This is a genomic window from Paraburkholderia sp. BR10872, assembly GCF_040965835.1.
Lineage (GTDB): Bacteria > Pseudomonadota > Gammaproteobacteria > Burkholderiales > Burkholderiaceae > Paraburkholderia > Paraburkholderia nodosa_A.
This window is the reverse complement of the sequence record NZ_JBFRCN010000064.1, coordinates 12181-36687: the sequence shown is the minus strand read 5'-3', so window position 1 is coordinate 36687 and position 24507 is coordinate 12181. Positions and strand designations below refer to the sequence as shown.

At 65.0% G+C, this 24507-nt stretch carries 25 protein-coding genes and 2 tRNA genes; 11 read left to right on the top strand and 16 right to left on the bottom strand.

Translation table 11 applies throughout. The annotated features are described in order from the left end of the window. Window positions 1–229: 229 nt before the first annotated feature. Window positions 230–628 (bottom strand): hypothetical protein, encoded by a 399-nt coding sequence (locus AB4Y43_RS34650; RefSeq protein ID WP_368729834.1) that lies wholly within the window; start codon window positions 626–628, stop codon window positions 230–232. A 367-nt stretch (window positions 629–995) separates the two neighbouring features. Here AB4Y43_RS34650 and AB4Y43_RS34645 point away from each other — a divergent pair, with 367 nt between their 5' ends. From AB4Y43_RS34645 to AB4Y43_RS34630, 4 genes are read left to right on the top strand one after another with little or no spacing between them, the layout of a single operon-like run. Beyond that, complete coding sequence (locus AB4Y43_RS34645; protein ID WP_069262749.1) at window positions 996–1946, top strand: branched-chain amino acid ABC transporter permease; 951 nt, start codon at window positions 996–998, stop codon at window positions 1944–1946. Between the two features lie 16 nt (window positions 1947–1962). Continuing rightward, entirely contained in the window at window positions 1963–3132 is a 1170-nt protein-coding gene (locus tag AB4Y43_RS34640; RefSeq protein WP_069262748.1) for an ABC transporter ATP-binding protein, read from the top strand. A gap of 15 nt (window positions 3133–3147) precedes the next feature. Further along, complete coding sequence (locus AB4Y43_RS34635; protein WP_069262747.1) at window positions 3148–3924, top strand: ABC transporter ATP-binding protein; 777 nt, start codon at window positions 3148–3150, stop codon at window positions 3922–3924. Beyond that, entirely contained in the window at window positions 3924–4640 is a 717-nt protein-coding gene (locus AB4Y43_RS34630) for an ABC transporter ATP-binding protein (RefSeq protein ID WP_368729833.1), read from the top strand. Before AB4Y43_RS34635 ends, AB4Y43_RS34630 begins: the two co-directional genes overlap by 1 nt. A 95-nt stretch (window positions 4641–4735) precedes the next feature. On the opposite strand, the gene AB4Y43_RS34625 is transcribed toward AB4Y43_RS34630, so the two are convergent. The 3 genes from AB4Y43_RS34625 to AB4Y43_RS34615 all read right to left on the bottom strand — a co-directional run bounded on the left by AB4Y43_RS34625 (window position 4736) and on the right by AB4Y43_RS34615 (window position 7774). Further along, window positions 4736–5206, bottom strand: coding sequence for a GNAT family acetyltransferase (locus tag AB4Y43_RS34625; RefSeq protein ID WP_069262745.1), 471 nt, complete (start codon window positions 5204–5206; stop codon window positions 4736–4738). Between the two features lie 19 nt (window positions 5207–5225). Then, on the bottom strand, window positions 5226–6410 hold the full coding sequence (locus AB4Y43_RS34620) for an acetylornithine transaminase (RefSeq protein WP_368682189.1): 1185 nt from the start codon (window positions 6408–6410) through the stop codon (window positions 5226–5228). Window positions 6411–6742: 332 nt separating this feature from the next. Then, window positions 6743–7774, bottom strand: coding sequence for a CDP-6-deoxy-delta-3,4-glucoseen reductase (locus AB4Y43_RS34615; RefSeq protein ID WP_368729832.1), 1032 nt, complete (start codon window positions 7772–7774; stop codon window positions 6743–6745). 121 nt (window positions 7775–7895) lie between these two features. Here AB4Y43_RS34615 and AB4Y43_RS34610 point away from each other — a divergent pair, with 121 nt between their 5' ends. After that, window positions 7896–8978, top strand: a complete 1083-nt coding sequence (locus AB4Y43_RS34610; RefSeq protein ID WP_368729831.1) for an NAD-dependent epimerase/dehydratase family protein — start codon at window positions 7896–7898, stop codon at window positions 8976–8978. A 34-nt stretch (window positions 8979–9012) separates the two neighbouring features. Here the strand turns inward: AB4Y43_RS34610 and AB4Y43_RS34605 are convergent, their stop codons facing one another. Both AB4Y43_RS34605 and AB4Y43_RS34600 read right to left on the bottom strand, forming a co-directional pair. After that, window positions 9013–9201, bottom strand: a complete 189-nt coding sequence (locus AB4Y43_RS34605) for a hypothetical protein (protein WP_042260822.1) — start codon at window positions 9199–9201, stop codon at window positions 9013–9015. Window positions 9202–9356: 155 nt separating this feature from the next. Continuing rightward, on the bottom strand, window positions 9357–10064 hold the full coding sequence (locus AB4Y43_RS34600) for a pseudouridine synthase (protein ID WP_069262741.1): 708 nt from the start codon (window positions 10062–10064) through the stop codon (window positions 9357–9359). A 255-nt stretch (window positions 10065–10319) separates the two neighbouring features. On the opposite strand from AB4Y43_RS34600, the gene poxB reads away from it, so the two are divergent. Continuing rightward, window positions 10320–12038: a ubiquinone-dependent pyruvate dehydrogenase gene (gene poxB, locus AB4Y43_RS34595; protein ID WP_368729830.1), complete on the top strand. Its 1719-nt coding sequence runs from the start codon at window positions 10320–10322 to the stop codon at window positions 12036–12038. Between the two features lie 21 nt (window positions 12039–12059). Here the strand turns inward: poxB and AB4Y43_RS34590 are convergent, their stop codons facing one another. The 3 genes from AB4Y43_RS34590 to hemN all read right to left on the bottom strand — a co-directional run bounded on the left by AB4Y43_RS34590 (window position 12060) and on the right by hemN (window position 14058). Next, on the bottom strand, window positions 12060–12281 hold the full coding sequence (locus tag AB4Y43_RS34590) for a hypothetical protein (protein WP_133185797.1): 222 nt from the start codon (window positions 12279–12281) through the stop codon (window positions 12060–12062). Window positions 12282–12477: 196 nt separating this feature from the next. Continuing rightward, window positions 12478–12562, bottom strand: a tRNA-Leu gene (locus AB4Y43_RS34585). A 110-nt stretch (window positions 12563–12672) separates the two neighbouring features. Then, complete coding sequence (gene hemN / locus AB4Y43_RS34580; RefSeq protein WP_368729829.1) at window positions 12673–14058, bottom strand: oxygen-independent coproporphyrinogen III oxidase; 1386 nt, start codon at window positions 14056–14058, stop codon at window positions 12673–12675. 222 nt (window positions 14059–14280) lie between these two features. Between hemN and AB4Y43_RS34575 the strand changes: the two genes are divergently transcribed. From AB4Y43_RS34575 to AB4Y43_RS34565, 3 genes are all read left to right on the top strand, one after another. Beyond that, window positions 14281–14586, top strand: a complete 306-nt coding sequence (locus AB4Y43_RS34575) for a YkgJ family cysteine cluster protein (protein WP_368604012.1) — start codon at window positions 14281–14283, stop codon at window positions 14584–14586. A gap of 80 nt (window positions 14587–14666) precedes the next feature. Further along, window positions 14667–15254 (top strand): DUF1439 domain-containing protein, encoded by a 588-nt coding sequence (locus AB4Y43_RS34570; RefSeq protein WP_368682186.1) that lies wholly within the window; start codon window positions 14667–14669, stop codon window positions 15252–15254. A 93-nt stretch (window positions 15255–15347) separates the two neighbouring features. Then, the gene (locus AB4Y43_RS34565; RefSeq protein ID WP_368729828.1) at window positions 15348–16202 is read left to right on the top strand and encodes an undecaprenyl-diphosphate phosphatase; all 855 of its coding nucleotides are present in this window, start codon (window positions 15348–15350) and stop codon (window positions 16200–16202) included. A 57-nt stretch (window positions 16203–16259) separates the two neighbouring features. Here the strand turns inward: AB4Y43_RS34565 and trmB are convergent, their stop codons facing one another. From trmB to AB4Y43_RS34545, 4 genes are all read right to left on the bottom strand, one after another. Continuing rightward, complete coding sequence (gene trmB / locus AB4Y43_RS34560; RefSeq protein ID WP_069262735.1) at window positions 16260–17027, bottom strand: tRNA (guanosine(46)-N7)-methyltransferase TrmB; 768 nt, start codon at window positions 17025–17027, stop codon at window positions 16260–16262. A 535-nt stretch (window positions 17028–17562) separates the two neighbouring features. Beyond that, a tRNA-Gly gene (locus AB4Y43_RS34555) sits at window positions 17563–17637 on the bottom strand. Window positions 17638–17744: 107 nt separating this feature from the next. Further along, on the bottom strand, window positions 17745–18308 hold the full coding sequence (locus AB4Y43_RS34550) for a YggT family protein (RefSeq protein WP_069262734.1): 564 nt from the start codon (window positions 18306–18308) through the stop codon (window positions 17745–17747). A gap of 85 nt (window positions 18309–18393) precedes the next feature. Next, window positions 18394–18714, bottom strand: a complete 321-nt coding sequence (locus AB4Y43_RS34545) for an EthD family reductase (protein WP_069262733.1) — start codon at window positions 18712–18714, stop codon at window positions 18394–18396. Window positions 18715–19313: 599 nt separating this feature from the next. On the opposite strand from AB4Y43_RS34545, the gene AB4Y43_RS34540 reads away from it, so the two are divergent. Further along, window positions 19314–19475 (top strand): hypothetical protein, encoded by a 162-nt coding sequence (locus AB4Y43_RS34540; RefSeq protein WP_165822777.1) that lies wholly within the window; start codon window positions 19314–19316, stop codon window positions 19473–19475. A gap of 428 nt (window positions 19476–19903) precedes the next feature. Then, complete coding sequence (locus AB4Y43_RS34535; protein WP_069262732.1) at window positions 19904–20212, top strand: hypothetical protein; 309 nt, start codon at window positions 19904–19906, stop codon at window positions 20210–20212. A gap of 165 nt (window positions 20213–20377) precedes the next feature. Here AB4Y43_RS34535 and AB4Y43_RS34530 read toward each other — a convergent pair whose 3' ends face one another. From AB4Y43_RS34530 to AB4Y43_RS34520, 3 genes are all read right to left on the bottom strand, one after another. Beyond that, window positions 20378–21052, bottom strand: coding sequence for a LysE family translocator (locus AB4Y43_RS34530; RefSeq protein WP_069262731.1), 675 nt, complete (start codon window positions 21050–21052; stop codon window positions 20378–20380). Between the two features lie 92 nt (window positions 21053–21144). Continuing rightward, on the bottom strand, window positions 21145–22614 hold the full coding sequence (locus AB4Y43_RS34525) for an NAD-dependent succinate-semialdehyde dehydrogenase (protein ID WP_368729827.1): 1470 nt from the start codon (window positions 22612–22614) through the stop codon (window positions 21145–21147). A 136-nt stretch (window positions 22615–22750) separates the two neighbouring features. Further along, entirely contained in the window at window positions 22751–24328 is a 1578-nt protein-coding gene (locus tag AB4Y43_RS34520) for a UbiD family decarboxylase (RefSeq protein ID WP_069262729.1), read from the bottom strand. Between the last annotated feature and the right edge of the window lie 179 nt (window positions 24329–24507).

Here is a 24507-nt window from a genome sequence, read left to right as displayed (position 1 = left end):
TAATAAGGGTCGTATGATGGGGAAAGGCAGGTTAACCTCACATTCGGCGGGTGTTCTTATCAGTGTTTTCTCTAGAGCGCGGGACCGAATTACGTGGTGTGACCCCATAATATAGGGGGCAATTGACATGCTTTCGATACGGATGCACCGCGCCGGGGCGGCATTATTATGCTCTCCCTTAAATACCCTTCATTTGATCCAATGCCCGCGCGACAAGGCATTGCGGCCATTATTCGCAACACATGATGCGAAGCGCGTCGATTTTTGGTGCAACTGGTGCACGAAAATGCGGCGCAACCTGTGGTGCAACCCACCCCATGCGGTTATCTAAAAATATGGTTGCAATGCAGGAAAACCCTGCCGGTTCAACAATATTGCCCGTCGCATAATTGGCGTTACAATGCGCGCGTTCTGAAGGCTGGACATTCCGTGCGAAGGCCATCAGACAAGCATTTCGGAAGGCGCAGGAGACCTGATTAATGCAATTCAAGTCGGCTTTTGCCGCGTCATCGGCAAATGCGGTTGCGCCGCGCAATGCGTGGCTTAGCCGCAATGTCGAGACGGGCACGAGCACAACATCGATCATTTCTGGCATGCAGATTGCTTTTGCATGCAGCGGCGTTGTCATGCCGGTTCGCCGCCTGGGTGCGACGGGTCTCGCAGCCGAGATCCCGCAGTGCGCGGGCGGCCGGGGAGTGGGAGTCATGGCGTTTGACGCATTCGCGCTTGCCGGCCGCAAGGCTCGCCGCGAATACGCCAACGTGAATATGACGCGTAGTTGATTGAACCCGACGGCACCGAACCATCCGACGGTGCCGTTTTTGCATCCGCTTTTGGCGAGCCTGCCGCTGCAACACAGCGGCAACGCGAACCGGGGCGGCCAACCGTTACCGGTTTTTACTTCAATACCCGAAAGTGTCGTTGCGGTTCCGTAAAACATCGCCCACCGGCCGATGACGAGCGCGAATCCGGTTGCACGGGCTAAGGAGCATTAAATGGATATTTTCATCCAGCAGATCCTGAATGGGCTGGTGCTTGGCAGCATCTACGCCATCATCGCACTGGGCTACACCATGGTGTACGGGATTCTGGGCATCATCAATTTCGCGCATGGCGACGTGCTCATGGTGGGCGCCATGGTCGCGCTCTCCGCGATCAACGTGCTCCACAATCATTTCCCGGGCCTCGGGAACATCCCCACGCTGTGCATTGCGCTCGCGGTTGCCGCGCTCGTGTGTGCGGTCGTCGGGTACACGATCGAAAAGGTCGCGTACCGGCCGCTGCGCCGCGCGCCGCGCCTCGCGCCGCTGATCACCGCGATCGGTGTGTCGATCCTGCTGCAGACGCTCGCCATGATCATCTGGGGCCGCAATCCGCTCGCGTTTCCCCAGCTCATCTCGACCGACCCGATCAACGTCATCAAGCCGACTGAAACCGGTGTCGGCGCCGTGATCTCGATGACGGAAATCGTCATCATCGTCGTCGCGTTCGTCGTGATGGCGGGGCTCCTGCTCCTCGTGCACAAGACCAAGCTCGGCCGCGCCATGCGCGCCATCGCCGAGAATCCGAACAATGCTTCGCTGATGGGCGTGAACCCGAACTTCGTGATCTCGGCCACGTTCATGATCGGCTCGGCGCTCGCCGCGCTGGCCGGCGTGATGATCGCCTCGGAATACGGCAACGCTCACTTCTACATGGGCTTTATCCCCGGCATGAAGGCCTTCACGGCCGCGGTGCTGGGCGGTATCGGCAACCTCGGCGGCGCGATGGTCGGCGGCGTGGTGCTCGGTCTGATCGAGCAGCTCGGCGCAGGCTACATCGGCAACCTGACCGGCGGGGTGTTCGGCAGTAACTATCAGGACGTCTTCGCATTCATCGTGCTGATCGTCGTGCTCGTGTTCCGTCCGTCGGGGCTGCTGGGCGAACGTGTCGCGGACCGCGCATAAGAGGGAGTAACACAACATGACTTCAATTCAACCGATCGAGCCGTCGACGACGCTCATCCCCGAAAAGAACATGACGAAGACCCTCACGGTCGGCATCGTGACGGCCATCGTCGTGGCAGCGCTTCCCTTCGTGGTGGGCGCCGCGGGCGGCAACTACTGGGTGCGCGTGCTCGACTTCGCGATGCTGTACGTGATGCTTGCGCTGGGCCTGAACGTGGTGGTGGGCTTCGCCGGCCTGCTGGACCTGGGCTACATCGCGTTCTACGCGGTGGGCGCCTACGTCGCCGCGCTGCTGACTTCGCCGCACCTGACCACGCAGTTCACGTGGATCGCCAACATGTTCCCGGGCGGCATGCATACGCCGTACTGGATCGTGATTCCGTGCGCCATGGCGCTCGCCGCGCTGTTCGGCGTGCTGCTCGGTGCGCCGACGCTGCGCCTGCGCGGCGACTACCTCGCTATCGTGACGCTGGGCTTCGGGGAAATCGTTCGTATCTTCATGAACAACCTCGACCGTCCGGTGAACATCACCAACGGGCCGCAGGGCATTACCGGCGTCGCGCCGCTGCAGGTGTTCGGCTTCAATCTCGCGCAGCCGCACGAGATCCTCGGCTTCACGTTCACGTCGGTCTACATGTACTACTACGTGTTCGTGATCTGCGCGCTGCTCGTGATCTGGGTGTGTACGCGGCTGCAGCACTCGCGTATCGGCCGCGCATGGGCCGCGATCCGCGAAGACGAAATCGCCGCCAAGGCCATGGGCATCAATACCCGTAACGTCAAGCTGCTCGCGTTCGCGATGGGCGCGTCGTTCGGCGGCCTGTCGGGCGCGATGTTCGGTGCGTTCCAGGGCTTCGTGTCGCCGGAATCGTTCACCTTCTGGGAGTCGGTCGTCGTGCTCGCCTGCGTGGTGCTCGGCGGCATGGGCCACATCCCCGGCGTGATTCTCGGCGCCGTGCTGCTCGCCATTTTCCCCGAGTTCCTGCGCTCGACGATGGGCCCGCTCCAGCACATGCTGTTCGGCCACGAAGTCGTCGATACGGAAGTCATTCGTCAGCTGCTCTACGGCCTCGCCATGGTCGTCATCATGCTGTATCGCTCCGAAGGCCTGTGGCCGGCGGCGAAGCACGAAGACAAGATCGCGAAGATCGCCAAGCGTGCCAGCAAGAAGCCGGTTCGCGCATAACGGGGAGAACAGAATATGAGCAACAAAGCTATCCGCCTGTCCGTGAAGGGCGTGAACAAGCGCTTCGGCGGCCTGCAGGCGCTGTCCGACGTCGGCCTGCAGATCGAGGAAGGCACGATCTACGGCCTGATCGGCCCGAACGGCGCCGGCAAGACGACGTTCTTCAACGTGATTACCGGCCTCTACACGCCCGATTCGGGCGAATTCAAGCTCGACGGCACGGCTTATACGCCGACCGCCGTTTATCAGGTGGCGCAGGCCGGCATTGCGCGTACGTTCCAGAACATCCGTCTGTTCGGCGGTATGACCGCGCTCGAGAACGTGATGGTCGGCCGCCACGTGCGCACGAAGCACGGCCTGCTCGGCGCCGTGTTCCAGACTCCCTCGGAGCGTCAGGAAGAGCGCGAGATCAAGGAACGTGCGATCGAGCTGCTCGAATACGTGGGCATCGCGCAATACGCGGACTACACCTCGCGCAACCTCTCGTACGGCCACCAGCGCCGTCTGGAAATCGCGCGTGCGCTCGCGACCGATCCGAAGCTGCTCGCGCTCGACGAGCCGGCAGCCGGCATGAACGCGACCGAGAAGGTCGAACTCACGCGCCTGCTCGACAAGATCCGCGCCGATGGCAAGACCATCCTGCTGATCGAGCACGACGTGAAACTGGTGATGGGCCTGTGCAACCGGATGACAGTGCTCGACTATGGCAAGGTGATCTCCGAAGGGCTGCCGCAAGACGTGCAGAAGGACCCGAAGGTGATCGAGGCATATCTGGGTGCGGGGGTTCACTGATGTCGACATCGGTTCTGAAAATCAAGGGTCTGCAGGTCAACTACGGCGGGATCCAGGCAGTCAAGGGCGTGGACATGGAAGTTCGCCGGGGCGAACTCGTCACGCTGATCGGCGCGAACGGCGCGGGCAAGACCACGACGATGAAGGCCATCACGGGTCTGAAGCCGTACTCGGCTGGCGACATCGAGTACATGGGCCAGTCGATCAAGGGCGTGCCCGCGTATGAACTGCTCAAGCGTGGCCTCGCGATGGTGCCGGAAGGCCGCGGCATCTTCGCGCGCATGTCGATTCTCGAAAACATGCAGATGGGCGCGTACCTGCGCAGCGACAACGAAGGCATCCAGAAGGACGTCGAGCGTATGTTCGGCTTCTTCCCGCGCCTGAAGGAACGCGCCACGCAGCTCGCAGGCACGCTCTCGGGCGGCGAGCAGCAGATGCTCGCCATGGCGCGCGCGATCATCAGCAAGCCGAAGCTTCTGCTGCTCGACGAACCGTCGATGGGTCTCTCGCCGATCATGGTGGAGAAGATCTTCGAAGTAGTGCGCACGATCTCGTCGGAAGGCATCACGGTGCTGCTCGTGGAGCAGAACGCGCGCCTCGCGCTGCAGGCGGCCAATCGCGGCTACGTGATGGACTCGGGCCTCGTGACGATGGAAGGCGAGGCCAAGCAGATGCTCGACGATCCGAAGGTGCGCGCAGCGTACCTGGGCGAGTAAGCTGCATGGCATTGCGGTCCGCGCGGCCGCATCAAAACAAAAGCCGCATGGGTGCGACCCCATGCGGCTTTTTTCATGGCGCTGGTCGACGAGGCTCAGACGAGCGCTTCGGACTCCTGCACGGCGAGGCGCTTGCCGAGACTCACCACGGCATCGGTGCGATAGCCAAGCTGCTCGTAGAACGCGAGCACCTCGGCTTTGTCGGTGAGCACCTGAAGGTTGAGCTTGAGGCAACCCAGCGCGGCGAGCGCGTTTTCCGCATGGCGCACGAGCCGCGTGCCGAGGCCGTGGCGCCGCGCATCGGGCGCGACGGCGACCGAATAGAGCCAGCCGCGATGCCCGTCGTAACCGGCCATGGCCGTGCCGATGAGCGCGCCGTCGACGTCGCCACCGTCGCGAACCGCAACGAAGAACAGCTCCGGCTGGGTGCCGAGCTTGTTCGCGATCGACAGACGCGGATTGCGATGCGGCCGGCTCGCATCGTTGTACTCGGGAAACGCCTGCAGCCAGAGCGCGATCACCGCTTCGGTGTCGGCTTCGCTGAACACGCGGATCGTGACGGACATCGCTCGTGCTCCCCTCGAATTACAGCGAGTCGAGGATCGTGCGCAGCATCGCCATCATCTGGTCGATTTCCTGCGTCGTCACGTTCAGCGCCGGCATGAAGCGCAGCAGGTTCGGGCGCGCGGCGTTGAGCAGCAGGCCGTCCGGCTGCATGAGACGCGCCTTCTCGACGATCTCCGGCCCGATGTCCTTGCCGAGCAGCAACGCGCGCAGCAAGCCTTCGCCACGCTCGCCCTGGAAGCCGCGTTCGGCCGAAAGCTCGAGCAGCTTTTCGCGCAGATACTCGCTGCGCTCACGCACGCCTTCGAGGAAGCCGGGCGCAACCAGTTGCGAGATCACCGAATAGCCCACGGCGGTCATCAGCGGGTTGCCGTTGTAGGTGCCGCCCTGGTCGCCCGCTTCGAACACGGAGATTTCCTTCTTCGCGAGCAGTGCCGCGAGCGGCACGCCGCCGCCGATGCCCTTGCCGAGCGTCATGATGTCCGGCTCGATGTCCGAGAGTTCGTAGGCGAAGAGGGTGCCCGCACGGCCGCAGCCGCTCTGCACTTCGTCGACGATCAGCAGGATGCCGTGCTTCTTCGTGAGCGCGCGCAGTTGCTGCATGAATTCGCGCGTGGCGGGAATCACGCCGCCTTCGCCCTGGATCGGCTCGAGCATCACGGCGACGGTCTTCGCGGTGATGAGCTTCTCGACCGAGGCGATGTCGTTCAGATCGGCCTTCGGGAAGCCCGGCACTTGCGGTGCGTAGATCGTGTCCCAGCCCGGCTTGCCGCTCGCCGACATCGTCGCGATCGTGCGGCCGTGGAAGCTGTGGTCGAACGTGATGATCTCGTAGGCGCCGTCACGATGCTTCTTGCCCCACTTGCGCGCGAGCTTGATCGCGCCTTCGTTGGCTTCGGCGCCGCTGTTGGCGAAGAACACCTTGTCGAAGCAGCTGTGCTCGGTGAGCAGGCCCGCGAGCTTCGCCATCGGCTCGTTGTAGAAGGCCGGCGACGGGTTGATGAGCAGGCGCGACTGCTGCTCCAGCGCCTCGATCATGCCGTCGTTGCAATGCCCGAGGCTGTTGACGGCCCAACCCTGGATGAAGTCCAGGTATCGCTTGCCCTCGTTGTCGTAGAGCCACGACCCCTTGCCATGCGTGAAAACGATTTCGGGCCGGTTGGTGATGTACATCAGCGACTCGATCGGGTATTCGGAATAATTCATGGCAACGGGCTCCGCGTTGGGGCTGCACAAGGGTTGAAGAAGATACGGCGGAAAAACAAAAAGCCACGGACTGGCCGTGGCTTTCGTGATTCGAACTTGCTGTGCGTTGAGATGTACAACGCGCGTCCGCGAGTAGCCAGGCCCTAAAGATGGGGCGAGCGGCGACGTCGGAGGGCGGACAGGATGCAGTTCATGGGCGCAAGAATACGACAAGCCGAATGGCGATGTAAACCATCAATGTGCCGAATTTTTCCAGGCGGCCGAAGAATTTTTCGTGACGACTGCCCGGCGGGTCGATGCATTGCACACGCAACGACCCGCTCGGGCGAGCTTCAGACGGCGTTCGCGAGGTCGGCGGCGCTCGTGAACGAGTCCGCGTAGAACTCCGCTTCGGGCAGACCGTGGTGCTGCGTGAAGTCGCGCTGCGCGGACTCCACCATCACCGGCGCGCCGCACGCATAGACCTGGTGGGCCGAAAGATCGGGCAGATCCTCGATCACGGCGCGGTGCACGAAGCCCGTGCGGCCGGTCCAGTCGTCGCCGGCGGCGGGCTCGGAGAGCACCGGCACGAAGCGGAAGTTCGGAATCTCCTTCGCCCATTGTTCGGCGAGTTCCATCAGGTACAGGTCCTTCTTCTGGCGCGCGCCCCAGTAGAGCGTCATCGGGCGGTTCAGGTTCTTGTGGACCGCGTGCTCGACGATCGCCTTGAGCGGCGCGAAGCCGGTGCCGGAGGCCAGCAGCACGATGGGCTTATCGGATTCCTCGCGCAGGAAGAAGGTGCCGAGCGGCGCTTCGAAGCGCAGGATGTCGCGCTCCTTCATCTGCGAGAAGACGTGGTCGGTGAACTTGCCGCCCGGCATGTGGCGGATGTGCAGCTCGATCGGGCCTTGCTCGTGCGGCGCGCTCGCCATGGAGTAGCTGCGGCGCGTGCCGTCCTTGAGGATGAATTCGAGGTACTGGCCGGCGAGATACTGCAGGCGCTCGTTGGCGGGCAGTTGCAGCTTGAGGACGACGACGTCGTCGGCGCGGCGCTCGATGGCGGCGATGCGGGTAGGCAGCTTGCGCACCTGCACGTCGCCCACGCCCGCCACTTCGCGGATGTCGATTTCGAGGTCGGTTTGCGCCGTCGCACAGCAGAAGAGGGCCATGCCGCGCGTTCTTTCGTCATTGGAAAGCGCCGAAGCCGCGTGGGCGCGCTGCTCGACTTCGCCGTGGCAGACCGTGCCCTTGCACGAGCCGCACGCGCCGTTCTTGCAGCCATACGGCAGGCCGATGCCCTGACGCAGGGCCGCGTTGAGAATGGGTTCGTCGGGCTCGACCTGGAATTGCCGGCCGCTTTGCTTGAGCGTTACGTTGAAAGCCATATTCAGGGAAGCGTAAGTCTGTATCCGAGGGTTGATTCCGGGCGCGGGTCGCTTTGGGTAAGTTGCCGCGCTTTCTTGCCGGCCTTCGCCGCGAGGCCCGGGCCGCTAAAATGGTTCCACCATGATCGCCACACGAACCTTGCGCCGTGCGCGCATCCTGATTGTCGGTTGCGGCGACGTCGGCCTGCGCGGCGTCACCCAGTTGCGCGAGCGGCCAGACCGCGCGCGCGTATTCGCGCTCGCGCGCCGTGCCGAGCGCGCAGACGTCGTACGGGCCGCGGGAGCCACGCCGGTGCGCGGCGACCTCGATTCCCGCAGGAGTCTCGCGCGGATCGCGGGCTTGGCTCGCACCGTCCTGCACCTCGCGCCACCGCAACAATCCGGCGACGACGACCTGCGCACGCGCCGCCTGATCGCGGCGCTGGCGGCGCGGCGTCGCGCGGTGTCGCGGCCTGCGCTGGCAGGCGCCGCGCCGCGCGCCTTGCGGCCCCCATTGCATTGCCTCGTGGACCGCACGCGCCGCAGCGCTGTCGGCCAAGCCGCAGCCTTTGGAGCATCCGTCATTGTACCCGAGCGCATCCGGCGGTTTTCCGGCGCCCGGCGCAAGCGGCTCGAACGCCCGAGGCTCGTCTACGCGAGCACGACGGGGGTGTACGGGGATTGCGGCGGCGCGCGCATCGACGAAACACGCACGGTGCAGCCCGCCAACGCCCGCGCCATTCGCCGGGTGTCTGCCGAACGGCAACTGCGCCGCGCGACGGCGCGCGGCGCGCTCAGCGCCACGATCGCGCGCATTCCCGGCATTTATGCCGCGAACCGTCTCCCGCTCGCCCGGCTAGAAAAGCGCACGCCAGCGCTCGTAGCGAGCGACGACGTCTACACGAGCCACATCCACGCAGACGACCTCGCGGCGATTCTCCTGCGCCTCGCGACGCACGGCCGCCCGGGGCGCACGATCCACGCGACGGACGACAGCGAACTGAAGATGGGCGAGTACTTCGACCGCGTGGCCGATGCCTTCGGCCTCGCGCGCGCCCCGCGCGTGAGCCGCGCCGAGGCCGAGCGCGAACTCGAGCCGGTCTTGCTGTCGTTCATGCGGGAGTCGAGACGGCTCGCCAATACGCGCCTCAAGCGCGAACTGCGCGTGCGTTTGCGTTATCCCGACGTAGATGCGTTCTTGCGCACGCTGCCGCCGCACCCGTGACTCCGGGCGGGCGGCGCGGCGCAAAGCGTGCCGTTCACGTGATGGCCGGCAGCGCTTCGAGCAGGAGGAAGCACAATAGCGCTCCGATGAGCGCCCCGATGAGGTTCGGATGATACTGATGTCGCATATGCATCGACGCGAGCAGGCCACCAATCAGAACCGCCCCTAGCGCCATGAAGGCCATCAACACGAATGAGATTTCGAATGAGCCGTTGATGATCATGATGCCCCTCCTTGCAACTTGTAATCGTTCTTGAGACGAGTATAGGGCGGAAGCCCGGCAAGGACATGCTGCGGCGCGGCGAAAACGATGCCTGTTTGCAAGCATCGGTGCGTCAACCCACTGAGCGGCAGGCGCCCGCGCCGCCCGGTGGTGGTTTACCCGTTGTTGCGCAACGCGTCGAGCGCCGCGGCGTCGAGCCATTGCCAGGCGCCCGGCGCCAGACCGGCGGGCAGGGAAAAGCCGCCAATGCGCTCGCGGTGGAGCGCCTCGACGCGGTTGCCGGCCGCGGCCACCATCCGTTTGACCTGATGATATTTGCCTTCGAGCACGGTCAACTCCAGCTCGTGATCTGAACGTGCGCAGGCGGCGACGGCGGCAATCGGCTCGCGCTCGCCGTGCAGCAGCACGCCTGCACGCAGGGCATTGAGCTGGACCTCGTCGAGCGGATGGCGCGTGCTCGCCACGTAGACCTTCGGCACCTTGCGCTTGGGCGACGTGAAGGCGTGGACGAACTGGCCATCGTCGGAAAGCAGCAGGAGGCCGGTCGTATCCTGATCGAGGCGGCCCACGCACTGCACGTTGCGCTCTCCGAACTGCGGCGGCAGCAGATGAAACACGCTCAGGTGATGCTGCGGATCGCGCGAGCACTCGTAGCCCGCGGGCTTGTTGAGCGCAAGGTAGGCGCGCTCGTGAAACGGCCACGGCGTGCCGTCCACGCTGAAGACGAGGCCTGCCGTGTCGAACGTTGCGAGGGGGTCGTTGCAGGGCTCGCCCGCGACGGCGACCCGCGCGTCGGCGATGAGCGCGCGGCATTGGCGGCGTGAGCCGAAACCCTGAGTGAAGAGGATGCTTTCGAGATTCATGACGGACGGCTGACAGCGTAGAGCCGGCTATTTTATCCGCGGCGACGTGGTCCGCGCCGCCGTGCCCGCCGCCTGTGCGCTTCGCACGGCTTGACCGCGTTTTTCGGGCGGATGGCGTAACGTAGCGCAAGGTATCGGCAGGTCCGGCCGGCTCGCACCGCCTGGACACGTACGAAATTGCCCCCCAATTTTCTTCTCGCGCAGCGCCCGGTCTCGGAGCGCGCGCTGCGCCATTCGGCTCACGTGGAGAACACCATGGCGAAGACAATAGCGGATCATTTGGCGAAAACGCTCGAGGCAGTCGGCATCGAGCGTATCTGGGGCGTGACCGGCGACAGCCTGAACGGGCTGTCGGCGAGCCTGCGCAAGCTCGGCACGATCCGCTGGATGCACACGCGGCACGAGGAAGTCGCCGCCTTCGCGGCGGGTGCCGAAGCGGCGGCAACCGGCCGGCTCGCGGTGTGCGCGGGCAGTTGCGGGCCTGGCAATCTGCATCTCATCAACGGTCTCTACGACTGCCATCGCAACCGCTCGCCGGTGCTCGCGATCGCGGCTCATATTCCCTCGACGGAAATCGGCCTCGGCTATTTTCAGGAGACGCACCCGACCGAACTGTTCCGCGAGTGCAGCCACTACGTGGAGCTGGTGACGAACGCCTCGCAGTTTCCGCGCGTGCTCGACACCGCGCTGCGCACCGCGATCGACCAGAAGGGCGTCGCCGTGATCGTGCTGCCCGGCGACGTGGCGCTTCTGGACGCGTCCGACGAGGAGCCCGCATGGGCTCAGGCGGCGCGTCCGGCGACCTTGCCTTCGTCGGCGGATATCGACCGGCTCGCCGAACTGCTCAATCGCTCCGAAGCGGTGACGCTGCTGTGCGGCAGCGGCTGCAAGGGCTCGCACGACGAAATGGTGGCTTTCGCGGACGCGCTCGGCGCGCCGACGGTGCATGCGCTGCGCGGCAAGCAGTACGTCGAATGGGATAACCCATTCGACGTGGGCATGACCGGGCTGATCGGCTTCAGCTCGGGCTACCACGCGATGATGTCGTGCGACACGCTCGTCATGCTCGGCACCGACTTCCCGTATCGCAACTTCTATCCGCAGCATGCGAATATCGTGCAGATCGACCGCGACGCGGCCGCGCTCGGCAAACGCGCGCCGCTCACGCTCGGACTCATCGGCGACGTACGCGAAACATTGCGCGCGCTCACGCCGAAGCTCACGCGCAAGACCGACCGGCGCTTTATCGAGCATGCGCGCGAGCACTACGCGAACGCGCGCAAGGGACTCGACGAACTTGCGCGCCCGGCGGCCGCGGGCAAGCCGCTGCATCCGCAGTATGTGGTGGCGCGTCTCGACGCGCTCGCCGAGGACGATGCAATCTTCGCGGTCGACGTTGGCACGCCCACGCTCTGGGCCGCGCGCTATCTGACGATGAATGGCCGGCGCCGCCTGCACGGCTCGTTCAACCATGGCTCGATGGCGAACGCCATGCCGCAGGCGCTCGGCGCGCAGGCAGCCCACGCCGGGCGCCAGGTCGTCTCGCTCTCCGGCGACGGCGGTCTTTCGATGCTGCTCGGCGACATTCTCACGGCGCGCCAGCTCGATCTGCCGATCAAGATCGTTGTCCTGAATAACAGCTCGCTCGGTTTCGTCGCCATGGAGATGAAGGCCGGCGGCTACGTGGAGACTGGCACCGATCTGGCGGCCACCAACTTCGCGGATATCGCGCAAGGCGCGGGACTTTTCAGCGTGCGCGTGGAGACGTCCGAAGCGCTCGATGAGGCGTTGCGCGCGGCGTTCTCTCACGCAGGGCCGGCGCTCGTCGACGTGGTGACGACGAAGCACGAACTGGCCATGCCGCCGAAGCTGCAGTGGGCGCAGGCGAAAGGGTTCAGCCTCTACATGTTGCGTGCGGTGCTGAGCGGGCGCGGAGACGAAGTGGTGGAGCTGGCGCAGACGAATTTGCGCTGAGGTTCGTGCTGCAGACCTGCGTCAGTCAGTGATCGAGACGCAGGTGCTGTCCTCTGGCCAGGTGCGAAATTCATCGACGCGGCCCGCGCGCACGTCGAGCAGCAGCCGGTCCAGCGCTTCGAGCCTCGCGGATCTGTCTGCGCTCGAGCGGATCAACGTGGCGGCGGTGCGTCCGGAGACGGACTCGTGGGCCTCGATGAGGATGCGAATGGCTTCCTCTCGCGTCATGAAAATGCGGTCCATCGTGCGCTCCCGGTTTGCTATCTCAATAACATCGACAACGATAGCAGCGGGGCGCGGCACGCCGCGCGGCATCCGCAGGACGCTTGATATTCGTCCAAAGAAGGGTGTGCTGGATTCGGACCGGCAACAAAAAACCCGCGAAGCGCCGAGCTTTCGCGGGTTTCAGGACTCCGGCGGCCATTGCCGGAAAGCATTCTGGTGCCTCGGGCCGGAATCGAACCGGCACTCCTTTCGGAACCGGATTTTGAGTCCGGCGCGTCTACCAATTTCACCACCGAGGCGTGTGTTTTTGCGAGTTTCTCGCACTCGAGCAAACATGCAAGCGCTCGAAGTAGCCGGTGATTATGACGCAAATCGCCCGCCTAGGCAACTGTGCGGCGCCGGAAAGCCGTCAAATCGTCCGCGAGAACCGCTCGGGCTGCTGTGCGCCAAGGTAGCGGTCAAACACCATCGCAATATTGCGCACCAGCATGCGTCCAGCGGACAGCACCTCGAGGCGGTCGGCGCTGCGCGCAACGAGCCCGTCGTGTTCGAACTCGCGCAGGCGTTCGAGTTCGGTCGCAAAAGTCGCCGGAAAACGAATGCCGTAGGCGGCCTCGAACTCGTCGTAGCGCAGTTCGAGATTGCACATGAGTTCCGTGATGATGTCGCGGCGCAGACGGTCGTCGGCGGTGAGGCGCACGCCTTTCGCAGTCGCGAGCTTGCCCGCGCCGATGGCCGCACCGTAGCCGATCAGATCCTTCGTGTTCTGCGCGTAGACGTCGCCGACCTTGCCGATGGCCGAGGCGCCAAAGCCGATCAGATCGCAGTCGGCGCGCGTGCTGTAGCCCTGGAAATTGCGGTGCAGCGTGCGCTGCGCCTGGGCGCGCGCGAGTTCGTCGGTGGGCAGTGCGAAATGGTCCATGCCGATGTAGACGTAGCCCGCCTCGGTGAGCTGCTCGATCACGAGCCTGAGCAGCGCCATGCGCTCCGCAGGCGTGGGCAAGGTGGCTTCGTCCATCTGGCGCTGCATCTTGAAGAGATGCGGCATGTGCGCGTAGCCGAACACCGAGATCCGATCGGGCGCGAGCAGCAGCATCGTCTCGAGCGTGCGGCCGAATGCTTTGACGTTCTGGTACGGCAAGCCGTAGATCAGATCGACGCTGATCGACTCGAAGCCGTTCGCGCGCGCGGCGTTCATGACGTCGACGGTCAGTTCGAGCGGCTGCATGCGGTTGACCGCCTTCTGCACGACCGGATCGAAGTCCTGAACGCCCAGGCTCAGCCGGTTGAAGCCGAGCGAACGCAGATGCGCAATGGTCTGCGCCGTGGCTTCGCGCGGGTCGATCTCGATCGAGTATTCGCCGGCGTCGTCGGGCTGCAGCGCGAAGTGTTCGCGCGTGGCGGCCATGAGCGTGCCCATTTCGTCCAGCGAGAGAAAAGTGGGCGTGCCGCCGCCCCAATGCAGCTGCGAAACGGGGCGCTTCGTGTCGAAGAGCGCGGCCTGCAACTGCACTTCGCGGATCATCTGCGCGAGATACGGTTTCGCGCGGCCGCGGTTCTTCGTAATGACCTTGTTGCAGCCGCAATAGAAACAGACGGTGTCGCAGAACGGGATGTGGAAGTACAGCGAGAGATCGGTTTCGCTCGCGCCCGGATCGGCCGCCGCGCGCCGGTAGTCGGCGGGATCGAAGTCGTCGCGGAACTGCAGGGCGGTGGGGTAGGACGTGTAGCGCGGGCCGTTGGCGCCGTATTTGGCAAGCAGGTCGGGGCGAAAGAGCAGGTCGGCGTCGCTCATGCAAAGCTCACTGGGAAGGGCGGCGCACGGGTGGGCAGCGTTCGGTGCCGCGGAACGCCGCGCACAGGTGGCCTGTCCCTTGTCCTACAGCGCCAGATGGACAAAGTGTACGAGCGCGTAGGAAGAAGCGATTGTGTAAAAAGGTCGCACGCGAGCGATGGCACAATGCCGTCTGGTCCGCTGCCGCGTGGACACGATTTGTCAGCGTTCCAGGAAACCGAAGTGAGTACCGATTTTCCCGCCGATGCCTCAGTGCACGCCTGCCGTCCCGGTTGCGGCGCGTGCTGCATCGCGCCGTCCATTACGAGCCCGATTCCGGGCATGCCTGAAGGCAAGCCGGCCGGCGTGCGCTGTGTTCAACTCGGCGAGGACCTGCGCTGCATGATCTTCGGCTCGCCGTTGCGGCCGGCGTGCTGCTCGGGGCTGCAGCCGCAGCTCGAGATGTGCGGCGAGTCGCGCGAGGAGGCCATGTTCTGGCTCACGCGTCTCGAGGCGCAAACCCAGCCACAAGCGCCAGCCGCGCGCTGAACCCGGCGCAAACTGCGTCGGTCGGCAGCCATGCGCCAGAATGACGGCGCGCCAGTCCCGGCCCAACAAGGAGATTTCGCATGGCCCACACCGCAACGCGCGTTTCCCGGCGCGCCTTCCTGTTCTCAGCCTGCGCTGCGGCGGGTACGGCGATGTCGCTTGGCGCGTGTGCGACGGGGATCTTCCCGTTCATTCCCGATCACTACACGTTTTCACAGCAGCAAGTGCAGGATGCGGTGCAGCGCAAGTTTCCCTATCACCGCTCGATGCAGCAGATCTTCGACGTCTCGCTCACGAACCCGGTCGTCACGCTGCAGCCCGATCGCAATCGCGTGGCCGTGCGCCTCGACGCACACCTCGAAAGCCCGTTGATGCAGCAACCCGTGAGCGGCGCGTTTACGGTGTCGAGCGAACTCGCGTACGACAGCACGAGCCGCGCCGTGGTGCTGCGCTCGCCTTCGGTGGATGGCGTCGACATGGCGGGCAACGCCGCCGCCTACGCGCCGCAGGTGAGCGCGGTCGCCGCGCTCGTCGCCACCCAGCTGCTCAACAATTACCCCGTCTATACGTTCAAGCCCGACCAGCTCCGATTTGCCGGCGTCAACTACGAACCCGGTACAATCACCATCCTTACAAACGGCATACGCGTGCAGATCGTCGAGAAGTAAACCGACGAGACGCCGTCCGGCGCACGCGGCCGTTGTCGGTCGCGTGGCGCGGCGTGCGCCGTCCCCCACGCTCAAAGAAGAGGGATAAAAGGGATGGACTGGATGTTGACCTGCAAGGCCTTGATTCTCGGCATCGTCGAAGGGCTGACGGAGTTTCTTCCCGTGTCGAGCACGGGGCATCTGATCGTCGCCGGCAGCTTGCTCAATTTCGACGGCGCCTATGCCAAGACCTTCTACGTGGTGATCCAGTTTGGCGCGATTCTCGCCGTGTGCTGGGAGTTCCGCCGCAAGATCGGCGAAGTGGTCACAGGGTTGCCCTCGCGGCCCGATGCGCGGCGCTTCACCCTCAACGTGATCGTCGCCACCATTCCGGCAGTCGTGCTCGGTCTGATGTTCGAAAAGACGATCAAGTCGGTGCTCTTCGCGCCGGTGCCGGTGGCGTTCGCCCTTGTTGGCGGCGGCCTCGTCATCCTGTGGGTCGAGAATCGCCTGCGTGGCCCGAAGGGGCTGCCGGTCGCCGAACAGCGCGGCGCGCGCGTGAAGTCGATTGACGCGATCACGCCGCTCGACGCCTTCAAGGTGGGCTGCGCGCAGTGCTTCGCGCTGATTCCGGGCATGTCGCGTTCGGGCTCGACCATCATCGGGGCGATGCTGTTCGGCCTCGAGCGGCGCGTCGCGACCGAGTTCTCGTTTTTCCTTGCGATTCCCGTGATCTTCGGCGCGACCGTTTATGAGCTGTACAAGAGCTGGCACGAGCTTTCCATGGACTGGCTCGGGCTCTTCGGCATCGGCTTCGTCGCAGCGTTCGTCAGCGCGTTCGCGTGTGTGCGCTGGCTCCTGCGCTTCGTGGCTTCGCACGATTTCACCGCCTTCGCCTGGTACCGGATCGCTTTCGGTCTCGTGGTCCTGCTGTTCGGTTATGGCGGCGGGCTAGGCTGGGACGACTGAAAACGCAACGGGCCCCGCGTGACATCACGGCGCCCGTTCTTCTTCACGGTTGCGGTTTTAGTCCGCGCGGCGGCGGAACACGAGATCCCACACGCCGTGACCGAGCCGCAGGCCGCGGCGCTCGAACTTCGTCACCGGCCGGTAGTCGGGGCGCGGCGCGTAGTCGGCGGCCGTATTCTCGAGCGCGGGCTCCGCGCTGAGCACTTCGAGCATCTGCTCGGCGTAGTTCTGCCAGTCCGTCGCGCAGTGCAGGTACGCGCCCGGCTTCATGCGCGAGACGAGATGCGCGACGAACTTCGGCTGAATCAGGCGGCGCTTGTGATGGCGGGCCTTGTGCCACGGATCGGGGAAAAAGATGTGCACGCCGTCGAGGCTCGCCGGCGCGATCATGTGCTCGAGCACTTCCACGGCGTCGTGCTGGATGATGCGGATGTTCTCCAGATTCTGCTCGCCGATCAGTTTGAGCAGCGCGCCAACGCCAGGCTCGTGGACCTCGACGCCGAGGAAGTCGTCCTCTCGGCGCAAGGCGGCGATTTCCGCTGTGCTTGCGCCCATCCCGAAACCGATCTCCAGAATGCGCGGTGCGTGCCGTTCAAACACGGCGTCCCAGTCGGCGGCTTCGGGCGCGTAGGGCACGACGAAGCGCGGGCCCAGTTCGTCGAGCGCGCGGCGCTGGCCCGTCGAGACGCGGCCGGCGCGCGTCACGAAGCTGCGGATGCGGCGGTGGTGCAGCGCGTCGCCGTGCGCGTTCGTGTCGGAGGCGGCGTCTTGTGCGTCGGACTGCGTGGAGTCGGGACGGGCGTCGTCGTTGGGATCGTGATTCATCTTCGCAGGTGGTATGAGAGCGGCGGATGTCGCGGCTGTCGATAATGGGGGCGGGCTGCGCCTTCGGCTCGGTGCGAGGCATGTCGGGCCATACGCGGCGACGCGGTGCCGGAGGCTACGCGGGCCGGCGTGGCCGGACGCCTCGTTGGCCGCTTTCGCGTTCGGCGGAATCGGCGACGGCCTTGGGCCCGGCAGGCGGGCGCGGCGCGCTCGAAGCCCAGCGGCTCCGAAGCCGTCGCGCATTATATCAGCGCGCTTGCACGGCTCTGGCGGCTGAGGCGGCGCGGCAGTACCTCGCGAGGCTACGGTCCGTGCCTCAATCGGCTGAAACGACGAAGTCGTGCGAAATACGTGTCGGCGGACCAGCTCGCGGCGCGTGCGGGAGGACCCGAGGAGCGCCGGAGTGCATTGTGCAACGAAGGAATTCAGGTCGTGCCCGGCGTGTGCCGGTCGGGCGGGCTTGGCGTCCCGAGGGTGTCCCGGCAGGAGCGCTGTCTGGAAGCCCAAGCCTCGAAGAGAGGTCGGTAAGCCGACGTGGAGCGGGCGATGGGAATCGAACCCACGTCATCAGCTTGGGAAGCTGAGGTAATGGCCATTATACGACGCCCGCAGAGCGCGCTATTTTACGCGTTTTTGGCCTTCTTGCGCAATGACGCGCTCAAGAGACGCGGCGCGCCAGGCGCGCCGCCAGATGCATCAGACCGTTTGCCGATGCCCTCAAATCCCGAACAGCGTGAGCGAAACCGCCGCGCGGGTGACGATCATCAGCAGCACCTGCACGATCACGAAGAGCAGGATCGGCGAGAGATCGAGGCCGCCCAGGTTCGGCAGGATTCGGCGCAGCGGGTTGAGGAACGGCGCCGTCAGCTGGAACAGCACGGGCATTGCCGCCGAGCGCGGATTGAGCCACGAGAGCAGCGCCATCAGGATCGTCAGCCAGATCAGCAGGTTGAGCGCCCATTTCACGAGCGTGAGCAACGCGACGATCAGCAGTGTCGGCAAAAGACCCAATGGGTCCACGCCTGCGATCCATACCATCAGCAGCACGTAGGCAATGGCCGCGATCAGCGCGCCGACCACGCTTGCCCAGTCGATGCCGCGTACGCCGGGAATCACGTGCCGCAGCGGCAGCACCAGCCAGTTGGTCACCTGCTGGATCGCATGGGTCACGGGGTTGTACGGCGGCACACGCACGTACTGGAGCCAGGCGCGCAGCAGCAGGGCGGCGCCGAACAGCGTGAAGACCGTATTGAGCAGAAAGCGGGCGATATCGCCGAACATCGGTGTTGTTTCCTTCTTGTGTGGGTGGCGGCCGATAAAAGGTCAGTTGGGGTTCCGTTTGCCCCGTTCAACCACGCGGAGCACGTCAGACGGACACCTTGACCTCGCTGATCAGAATGGTGCCATTTCCGCCGTCGGTGTAGTTGGGAATGTCGTCGAGGAGGGTGTCGGCATGCGGCTGAAACACCGCGTAGAACGCATCGACCGTCTCGAACAGGAAGTGTCCGGCCGCGACGTACGGCGGCGGCGTGCCCGGCGGCCCGGCGTTGATGCCGATGTCGACCGACCAGCCCTTGAGCGATTCGCCGAAGAGCTTCGCCGCGAGCGGCATGTGGTGCGTGCAGTAGTACCCGCTGTCGAAACGCCCGTTCTCGCGATAGGGATAGAGGATGCTGACCTTGATCATTGTGCGTGCTCGTCGGTGAGTCCCATGGGCGCGCGTTGCCTGCCGCTGGGATGCGCGCCGTCGCCACATTAACACGGCTTACGCCTCGCCAGTATCCGCGAGCGATGCCGCCGCGAGGGCCTTGCGCGATGCGGCGGCCGGTGCTCGCGGCGCGCGCGCCGCGCAAAATGGCTGCGCTCACGGCAGGCTTTTCGGCGAACGGCTACAGTGATTCTGACAGGCACCGCAGGGAAGGCGCCGGACGGCGCGAGTGTTGCGCCACAGCCGCGCGGCGCACGAAGTGTTCGCCTTCGTACCGATCACGCGCCGATGGTGCGACTACAAATGAGGGGGTTGGCCGCGGCGCCGCGCCAATAGCCTGACGCGGCACGATTTCTGCTGTTGGCTCGCGGCGCATTTATGCGCCGCAACTCAAACCCAGCACGCGGAAGCCGTAACGAACAGTGCGCAATGCATATACGGCGCCTGTGAGGCTATCTCGCAACACTGCCATTTTTGTCTAGAAATCTGAGCACAATACTTTTCATCGTTTCGGTTTCGTCGTTGCAGTCGTGCAATTGGGTTTGTTCCTGTCGGTAGTCCGATTCGGGGAGTTCACCATGAGCATCTTCGCTTACCGAAAGCATCTGCGGTTTCTCACGCCCTTTCAGCGTCGCCGCTGGTGGGATCAGAAGAAGCGCCTGACGCCACGTGTGCGCATCAGCGGCGCTTATGTCCCACCGAACGTCACGCGCGAGTTCACCTACGTGAAGGTCGGATAGCGGAGAGTTTGCCTTGTCTGGCCGGCGATTCGTGTGCCGCCGGCTGGGTCGGATGAGATGCCCGGTTCCATGACCGGGCATCGTCGTTTACAGCCTCGTCGCGCGTGGCGACCGCAGGCCGTACGTAGTCCGGTGAACCAATTTGTAATCAAACATTACCGGGAGATTGGCCCCCCGATGCCCTCGCGCAGGTAACAATGACAGTGCCCTGGTTTTTGTAACCAATGTCGGCGTATTCGGGCGCGCGTGCGGCGATTTTTCGCGGCTGCCGCGCCCACCGGGCTTGACGCGCTATTAAGCGCCCCCAAAACAGGATTGCAATTCGAAACAAATGGCTACCAATGGCGGCCGCCGTTTTCGATACATTGAATGCGTGGGCACTGCCCGTCATATGCGCGTCGCCGCTGGCGGCCGCCAGGAGAAGAGAAGTGAAAAAGACCGTATCGTTCATCGTTGCCGCGGCGCTGGGTGTGGGGTTCGTCAGCGCGGCCCAGGCGCACGTCTCGGTGGGTATCGGCATTGGCATTCCGGTGGCCCCGGCTTATCCCGTCTATGCTGCGCCGGTCTACGCACCGCCGCCCCCGCCCGTGGTCTATGCGCCGCCGCCGGTGGTGTACGCGCCGCCGCCCGCCGTCGTCGTAGGCGGCTACGGTGGCTACGGCTACTACGGCCGTCCGTACTGGCATCACGGCTACTACGGCCACGGCTACTACGGCCGCGGCTACTACCGTCATTGAGTGTGACGGGGGCGCACGCCGCCCGGCTGCGTTTTCACGAACGGCGCAACGCCGGCTCACGCCGCGTTGCGCTGTTTGTTTTTGGCGCTCGCTTTCGCCGCGTGCATGGCATGCTAGATCGATGCGCGCGGAGCGGTCCATAGGCGCACCTGCGCCCGACATGGATTACGACGCGCCCGCGCCCTGCAGGATCAGTTCGCGATAGCCGTGCACGACCACGCTGTACGAGAAATACGCGAATAGCAGCGCCGAAAGCACGTGGCAGGCGCGCAGCAGACCGGTGCCGGCGCGTTTGCGGCCATGGCTGGCCAGTCCGCAAAGGAAAAAGGTCCAGCCGAGACCGCCCGCAAAAAAGCCCAGCAGGAAGAGCGAGGCCGCGCCGGCGCTCGTCGCCCCCGACTTGGCGATGAGCGCGCCACCGACAGCCGCGAACCAGAGAATCGCACTCGGCGAAGAGAGGGCAAGCAGCACGCCGCGCATGAAGCTGCGCCACGGGTTGGGCAGCGGCGCGGCGTTATCGGCTTCGCCTTCCACGGGCGGCGCCAATGCTGGATTGAGCGCTTCGCGCGCCATCTTCCACGTGAGCATGAGCAGCAGGGCCGAGCCGCCGATCCACACGACCCAGCGTACGGCCGAGAACTGCAGCAGCGCGGCCATGCCCGCAAGCGCGAGCGCGGCGTAGATGAGGTCGCCGAAACACGAGCCGAGCCCCAGCCAGAAGCCCGGGCGGAAGCCGTGCGTGAGTGTGAGCGAGATGATGGCGACGTTGACGAGACCGATGTCGAGGCAAAGCGAAAGCGACAGAAAAAAGCCGTCGGAAAGCAGGGAAACGTGAGACATGAAAACGATTTCTTGTTGGTATGGACTGCGCACCGCACACGCCCGCCTGTGAGCAAGCGGGCGTCGCGGCTCAAATCAGCTTCAGGCGTGCTTCAAACGCCGATGCACAGGTACTTCAGTTCGACATATTCGTCGATGCCGTACTTCGAACCTTCGCGCCCGAGACCCGACTGCTTCACGCCGCCAAACGGCGCGACTTCGTTCGAAATGAGTCCGGTGTTGACCCCGACCATGCCGTACTCGAGCGCTTCGGCCACACGCCAGACGCGGCCGATGTCGCGGCTGTAGAAGTACGAGGCGAGGCCGAATTCGGTGTCGTTGGCGAGGCCGACGACTTCGGCTTCGTCGTTGAAGCGGAACACCGCCGCGACCGGGCCGAAGGTTTCCTCGCGCGCGATCAGCATGTCGCGCGTGACGTCTGCGAGCACGGTGGGCTCGACATAGCGTCCCGAGCTGACCTTGCCGCCCGCGACGACTCTCGCGCCCTGGGCGGTCGCATCGCTGATGTGCTGCGCGACCTTGGCGACGGCCGCGTCGTCGATCAACGGCCCCTGGTTCACGCCATCCTCGAAGCCGTTGCCCACCTTGATCTTGCGTGAGGCGGCGGCGAGCTTCTCGACGAAAACGTCGTACACCTTGTCGTGCACATAGAAGCGGTTCGTGCAGACGCAGGTTTGGCCTGCGTTGCGGTACTTCGAGATCATCGCGCCTTCCACGGCGGCGTCGATGTCGGCGTCGTCGAACACGATGAAGGGGGCGTGCCCACCCAGTTCGAGGGCGATTTTCTTGACCGTCGGCGCGCACTGCTGCATGAGGATGCGGCCCACCGGCGTCGATCCCGTAAACGAGAGATGGCGCACGATGTCGCTCTCGCACAGCGCCTTGCCGATTGCGATGGAGTTCGCGGAGTCGGCGGTGAGCACGTTGAACACGCCCTTGGGTACGCCTGCGCGCTGCGCCAGTTCGGCGAGCGCGAGCGCGCAAAGCGGCGTTTGCTCGGCGGGCTTCACGACGATCGTGCAGCCCGCGGCGATGGCCGGCGCGACCTTGCGTGTGATCATCGCGATCGGGAAATTCCAGGGGGTGATCGAGGCGCACACGCCGATCGGCTGCTTGAGCACGACGAGCTTGCGGTCGCTGGCGGGGCTCGCGAGGACGTCGCCGTTCACTCGCTTGGCCTCTTCGGCAAACCATTCCAGGAAGGACGCGCCATAGATCACTTCGCCGCGCGCCTCGGCGAGCGGCTTGCCTTGCTCTGCGGTCATGATCGCGGCGAGGTCGTCGGCGTGCTCGATCACGAGATCGAACCATCGCCGCAGGATGGCTGCGCGCTCCTTGCCCGTCTTCGCGCGCCACGCCGGCAACGCGGCGTTCGCGGCGGCAATCGCGCGATGCGCCTCGTCGGCGCCAAAGTCGGGCACGCTCGCGATCTCGGCGTTGTCGGCGGGGTCGAGCACGGCGAACGTGGCCGCACCGCCGCTCCATTCGCCGTCGATGTACGCGCGGGTCTTGAAGAGGGCGGGGTCGTTCAGTTGCGTCAGGCGCTCCGATGCGGGCATCATCCTCGAGTCTCCTTCAGGTTCACTGGCGCCGCGGCTCATGCCATGCACGAGGCGTGACGCGGTAAGCGCGGCGTCGCGAAAAGGCGTCGCGGATGGATCGGCCGGCGTGGCGCCGAGGGCGCTGCGCCGGGTTGCGCTAGCTGCGGCTAAAGCCTAGCTCGTCGTAGAGACGGTCGACGCGCGTCTTCACGGCCGCGTCCATCTCGATTGCGCGGCCCCATTCGCGGTCCGTCTCGCCGGGCCACTTGTTGGTGGCGTCGAGCCCCATTTTCGAGCCGAGGCCGGCCACCGGCGAAGCGAAGTCAAGATAGTCGATCGGCGTGTTCTCGACGAGCACGGTGTCGCGCGCCGGATCGATACGCGTGGTGATCGCCCAGATCACTTCCTTCCAGTCGCGGATGTCCACGTCATCGTCGACCACGACAATGAACTTTGTATACATGAACTGGCGCAGGAAGCTCCATACCCCAAACATCACGCGTTTTGCGTGCCCGGGGTAGCTCTTCTTCATCTGCACGATCGCCATGCGATAGCTGCACCCCTCTGGCGGCAGATAGAAGTCGGTGATCTCGGCAAACTGCTTCTGCAAGAGCGGCACGAACACTTCGTTGAGCGCCACGCCGAGCACCGCAGGCTCGTCGGGCGGCTTGCCCGTGTATGTCGAATGGTAGATCGCATCGCGGCGCATGGTGATGCGCTCGACCGTGAAGACGGGGAACCACTCCTGTTCGTTGTAGTAGCCCGTGTGGTCGCCGTAGGGGCCTTCGAGCGCGTGTTCGTACGCGGCGCTCGCGCCCTTGGCGGGGCGGGGCGGCGCGCCAGCGGGGGCCGGGCCGGGCTCGCCCGCCTGCGGGTAGATGAAGCCCTCGAGCACGATCTCGGCGCGCGCGGGCACCTGCAGCGTGTCGACGCCGGGTGTCAGGCACTTCGCGAGCTCGGTGCGGGCGCCGCGCAACAGGCCCGCAAACTGGTATTCGGAGAGCGTGTCGGGCACCGGCGTGACGGCGCCGAGAATCGTCGCCGGGTCGGCGCCGAGCACGACCGCCACCGGGTAAGGCTTGCCGGGGTTCTTCAGCGCGAACTCGCGGAAGTCGAGCGCGCCGCCGCGATGCGCGAGCCAGCGCATGATGAGCTGGTTGCGGCCAATCAGCTGCTGGCGGTAGATGCCGAGATTCTGGCGCGTCTTGTTGGGACCGCGCGTGACGGTGAGGCCCCAGGTGACGAGCGGGCCGGCGTCGCCGGGCCAGCAGGTCTGAATCGGCAGCTTCGCGAGATCGACATCGTTGCCTTCCCAGACGATCTCCTGGCAGGGCGGCGCGTTCACGGTCTTCGGTGCCATGTCCCAGACGGCCTTGGCGAGCGTGAGGAGCTTGCCCGCATCCTTCAGGCCGCGCGGCGGCTCGGGCTCTTTCAGCGCCGAGAGCAGCCGACCCACGTCGCGCAGCGACTCGAGCGCGGCGCCGTCGCCGCCGCTTTCCGGCGCGTCGATGCCCATGCCGAGCGCGACGCGCCGGGGCGTGCCGAACAGATTGCCGAGCACCGGGAACGCGTGCGTCGAACGGTTCTCAAAGAGTAGGGCCGGGCCGCCGGCGCGCAGGACGCGGTCGCACAGCTCGGTCATTTCCAGCACCGGAGAGACAGCTTGTGGGACGCGGCGCAATTCGCCGAGCGTCTCCAGGCGACCAACGAAGTCGCGCAGGTCTTTGTATTTCATCGGGAACCAATCGTGGCCAACGGGGATGGCCGGCTTGGGGGCCGCATGGGGCGGCGGCACGGGTTCCGCGGGCGCCGTATCAGATGTATCAGACGTATCAAGACGTATCAGACATCTGGCCGGGCAGACGCGGTGTAACGATTGTCGATTTTACCTGCGTTGGCTAGCGCACGCTGGGT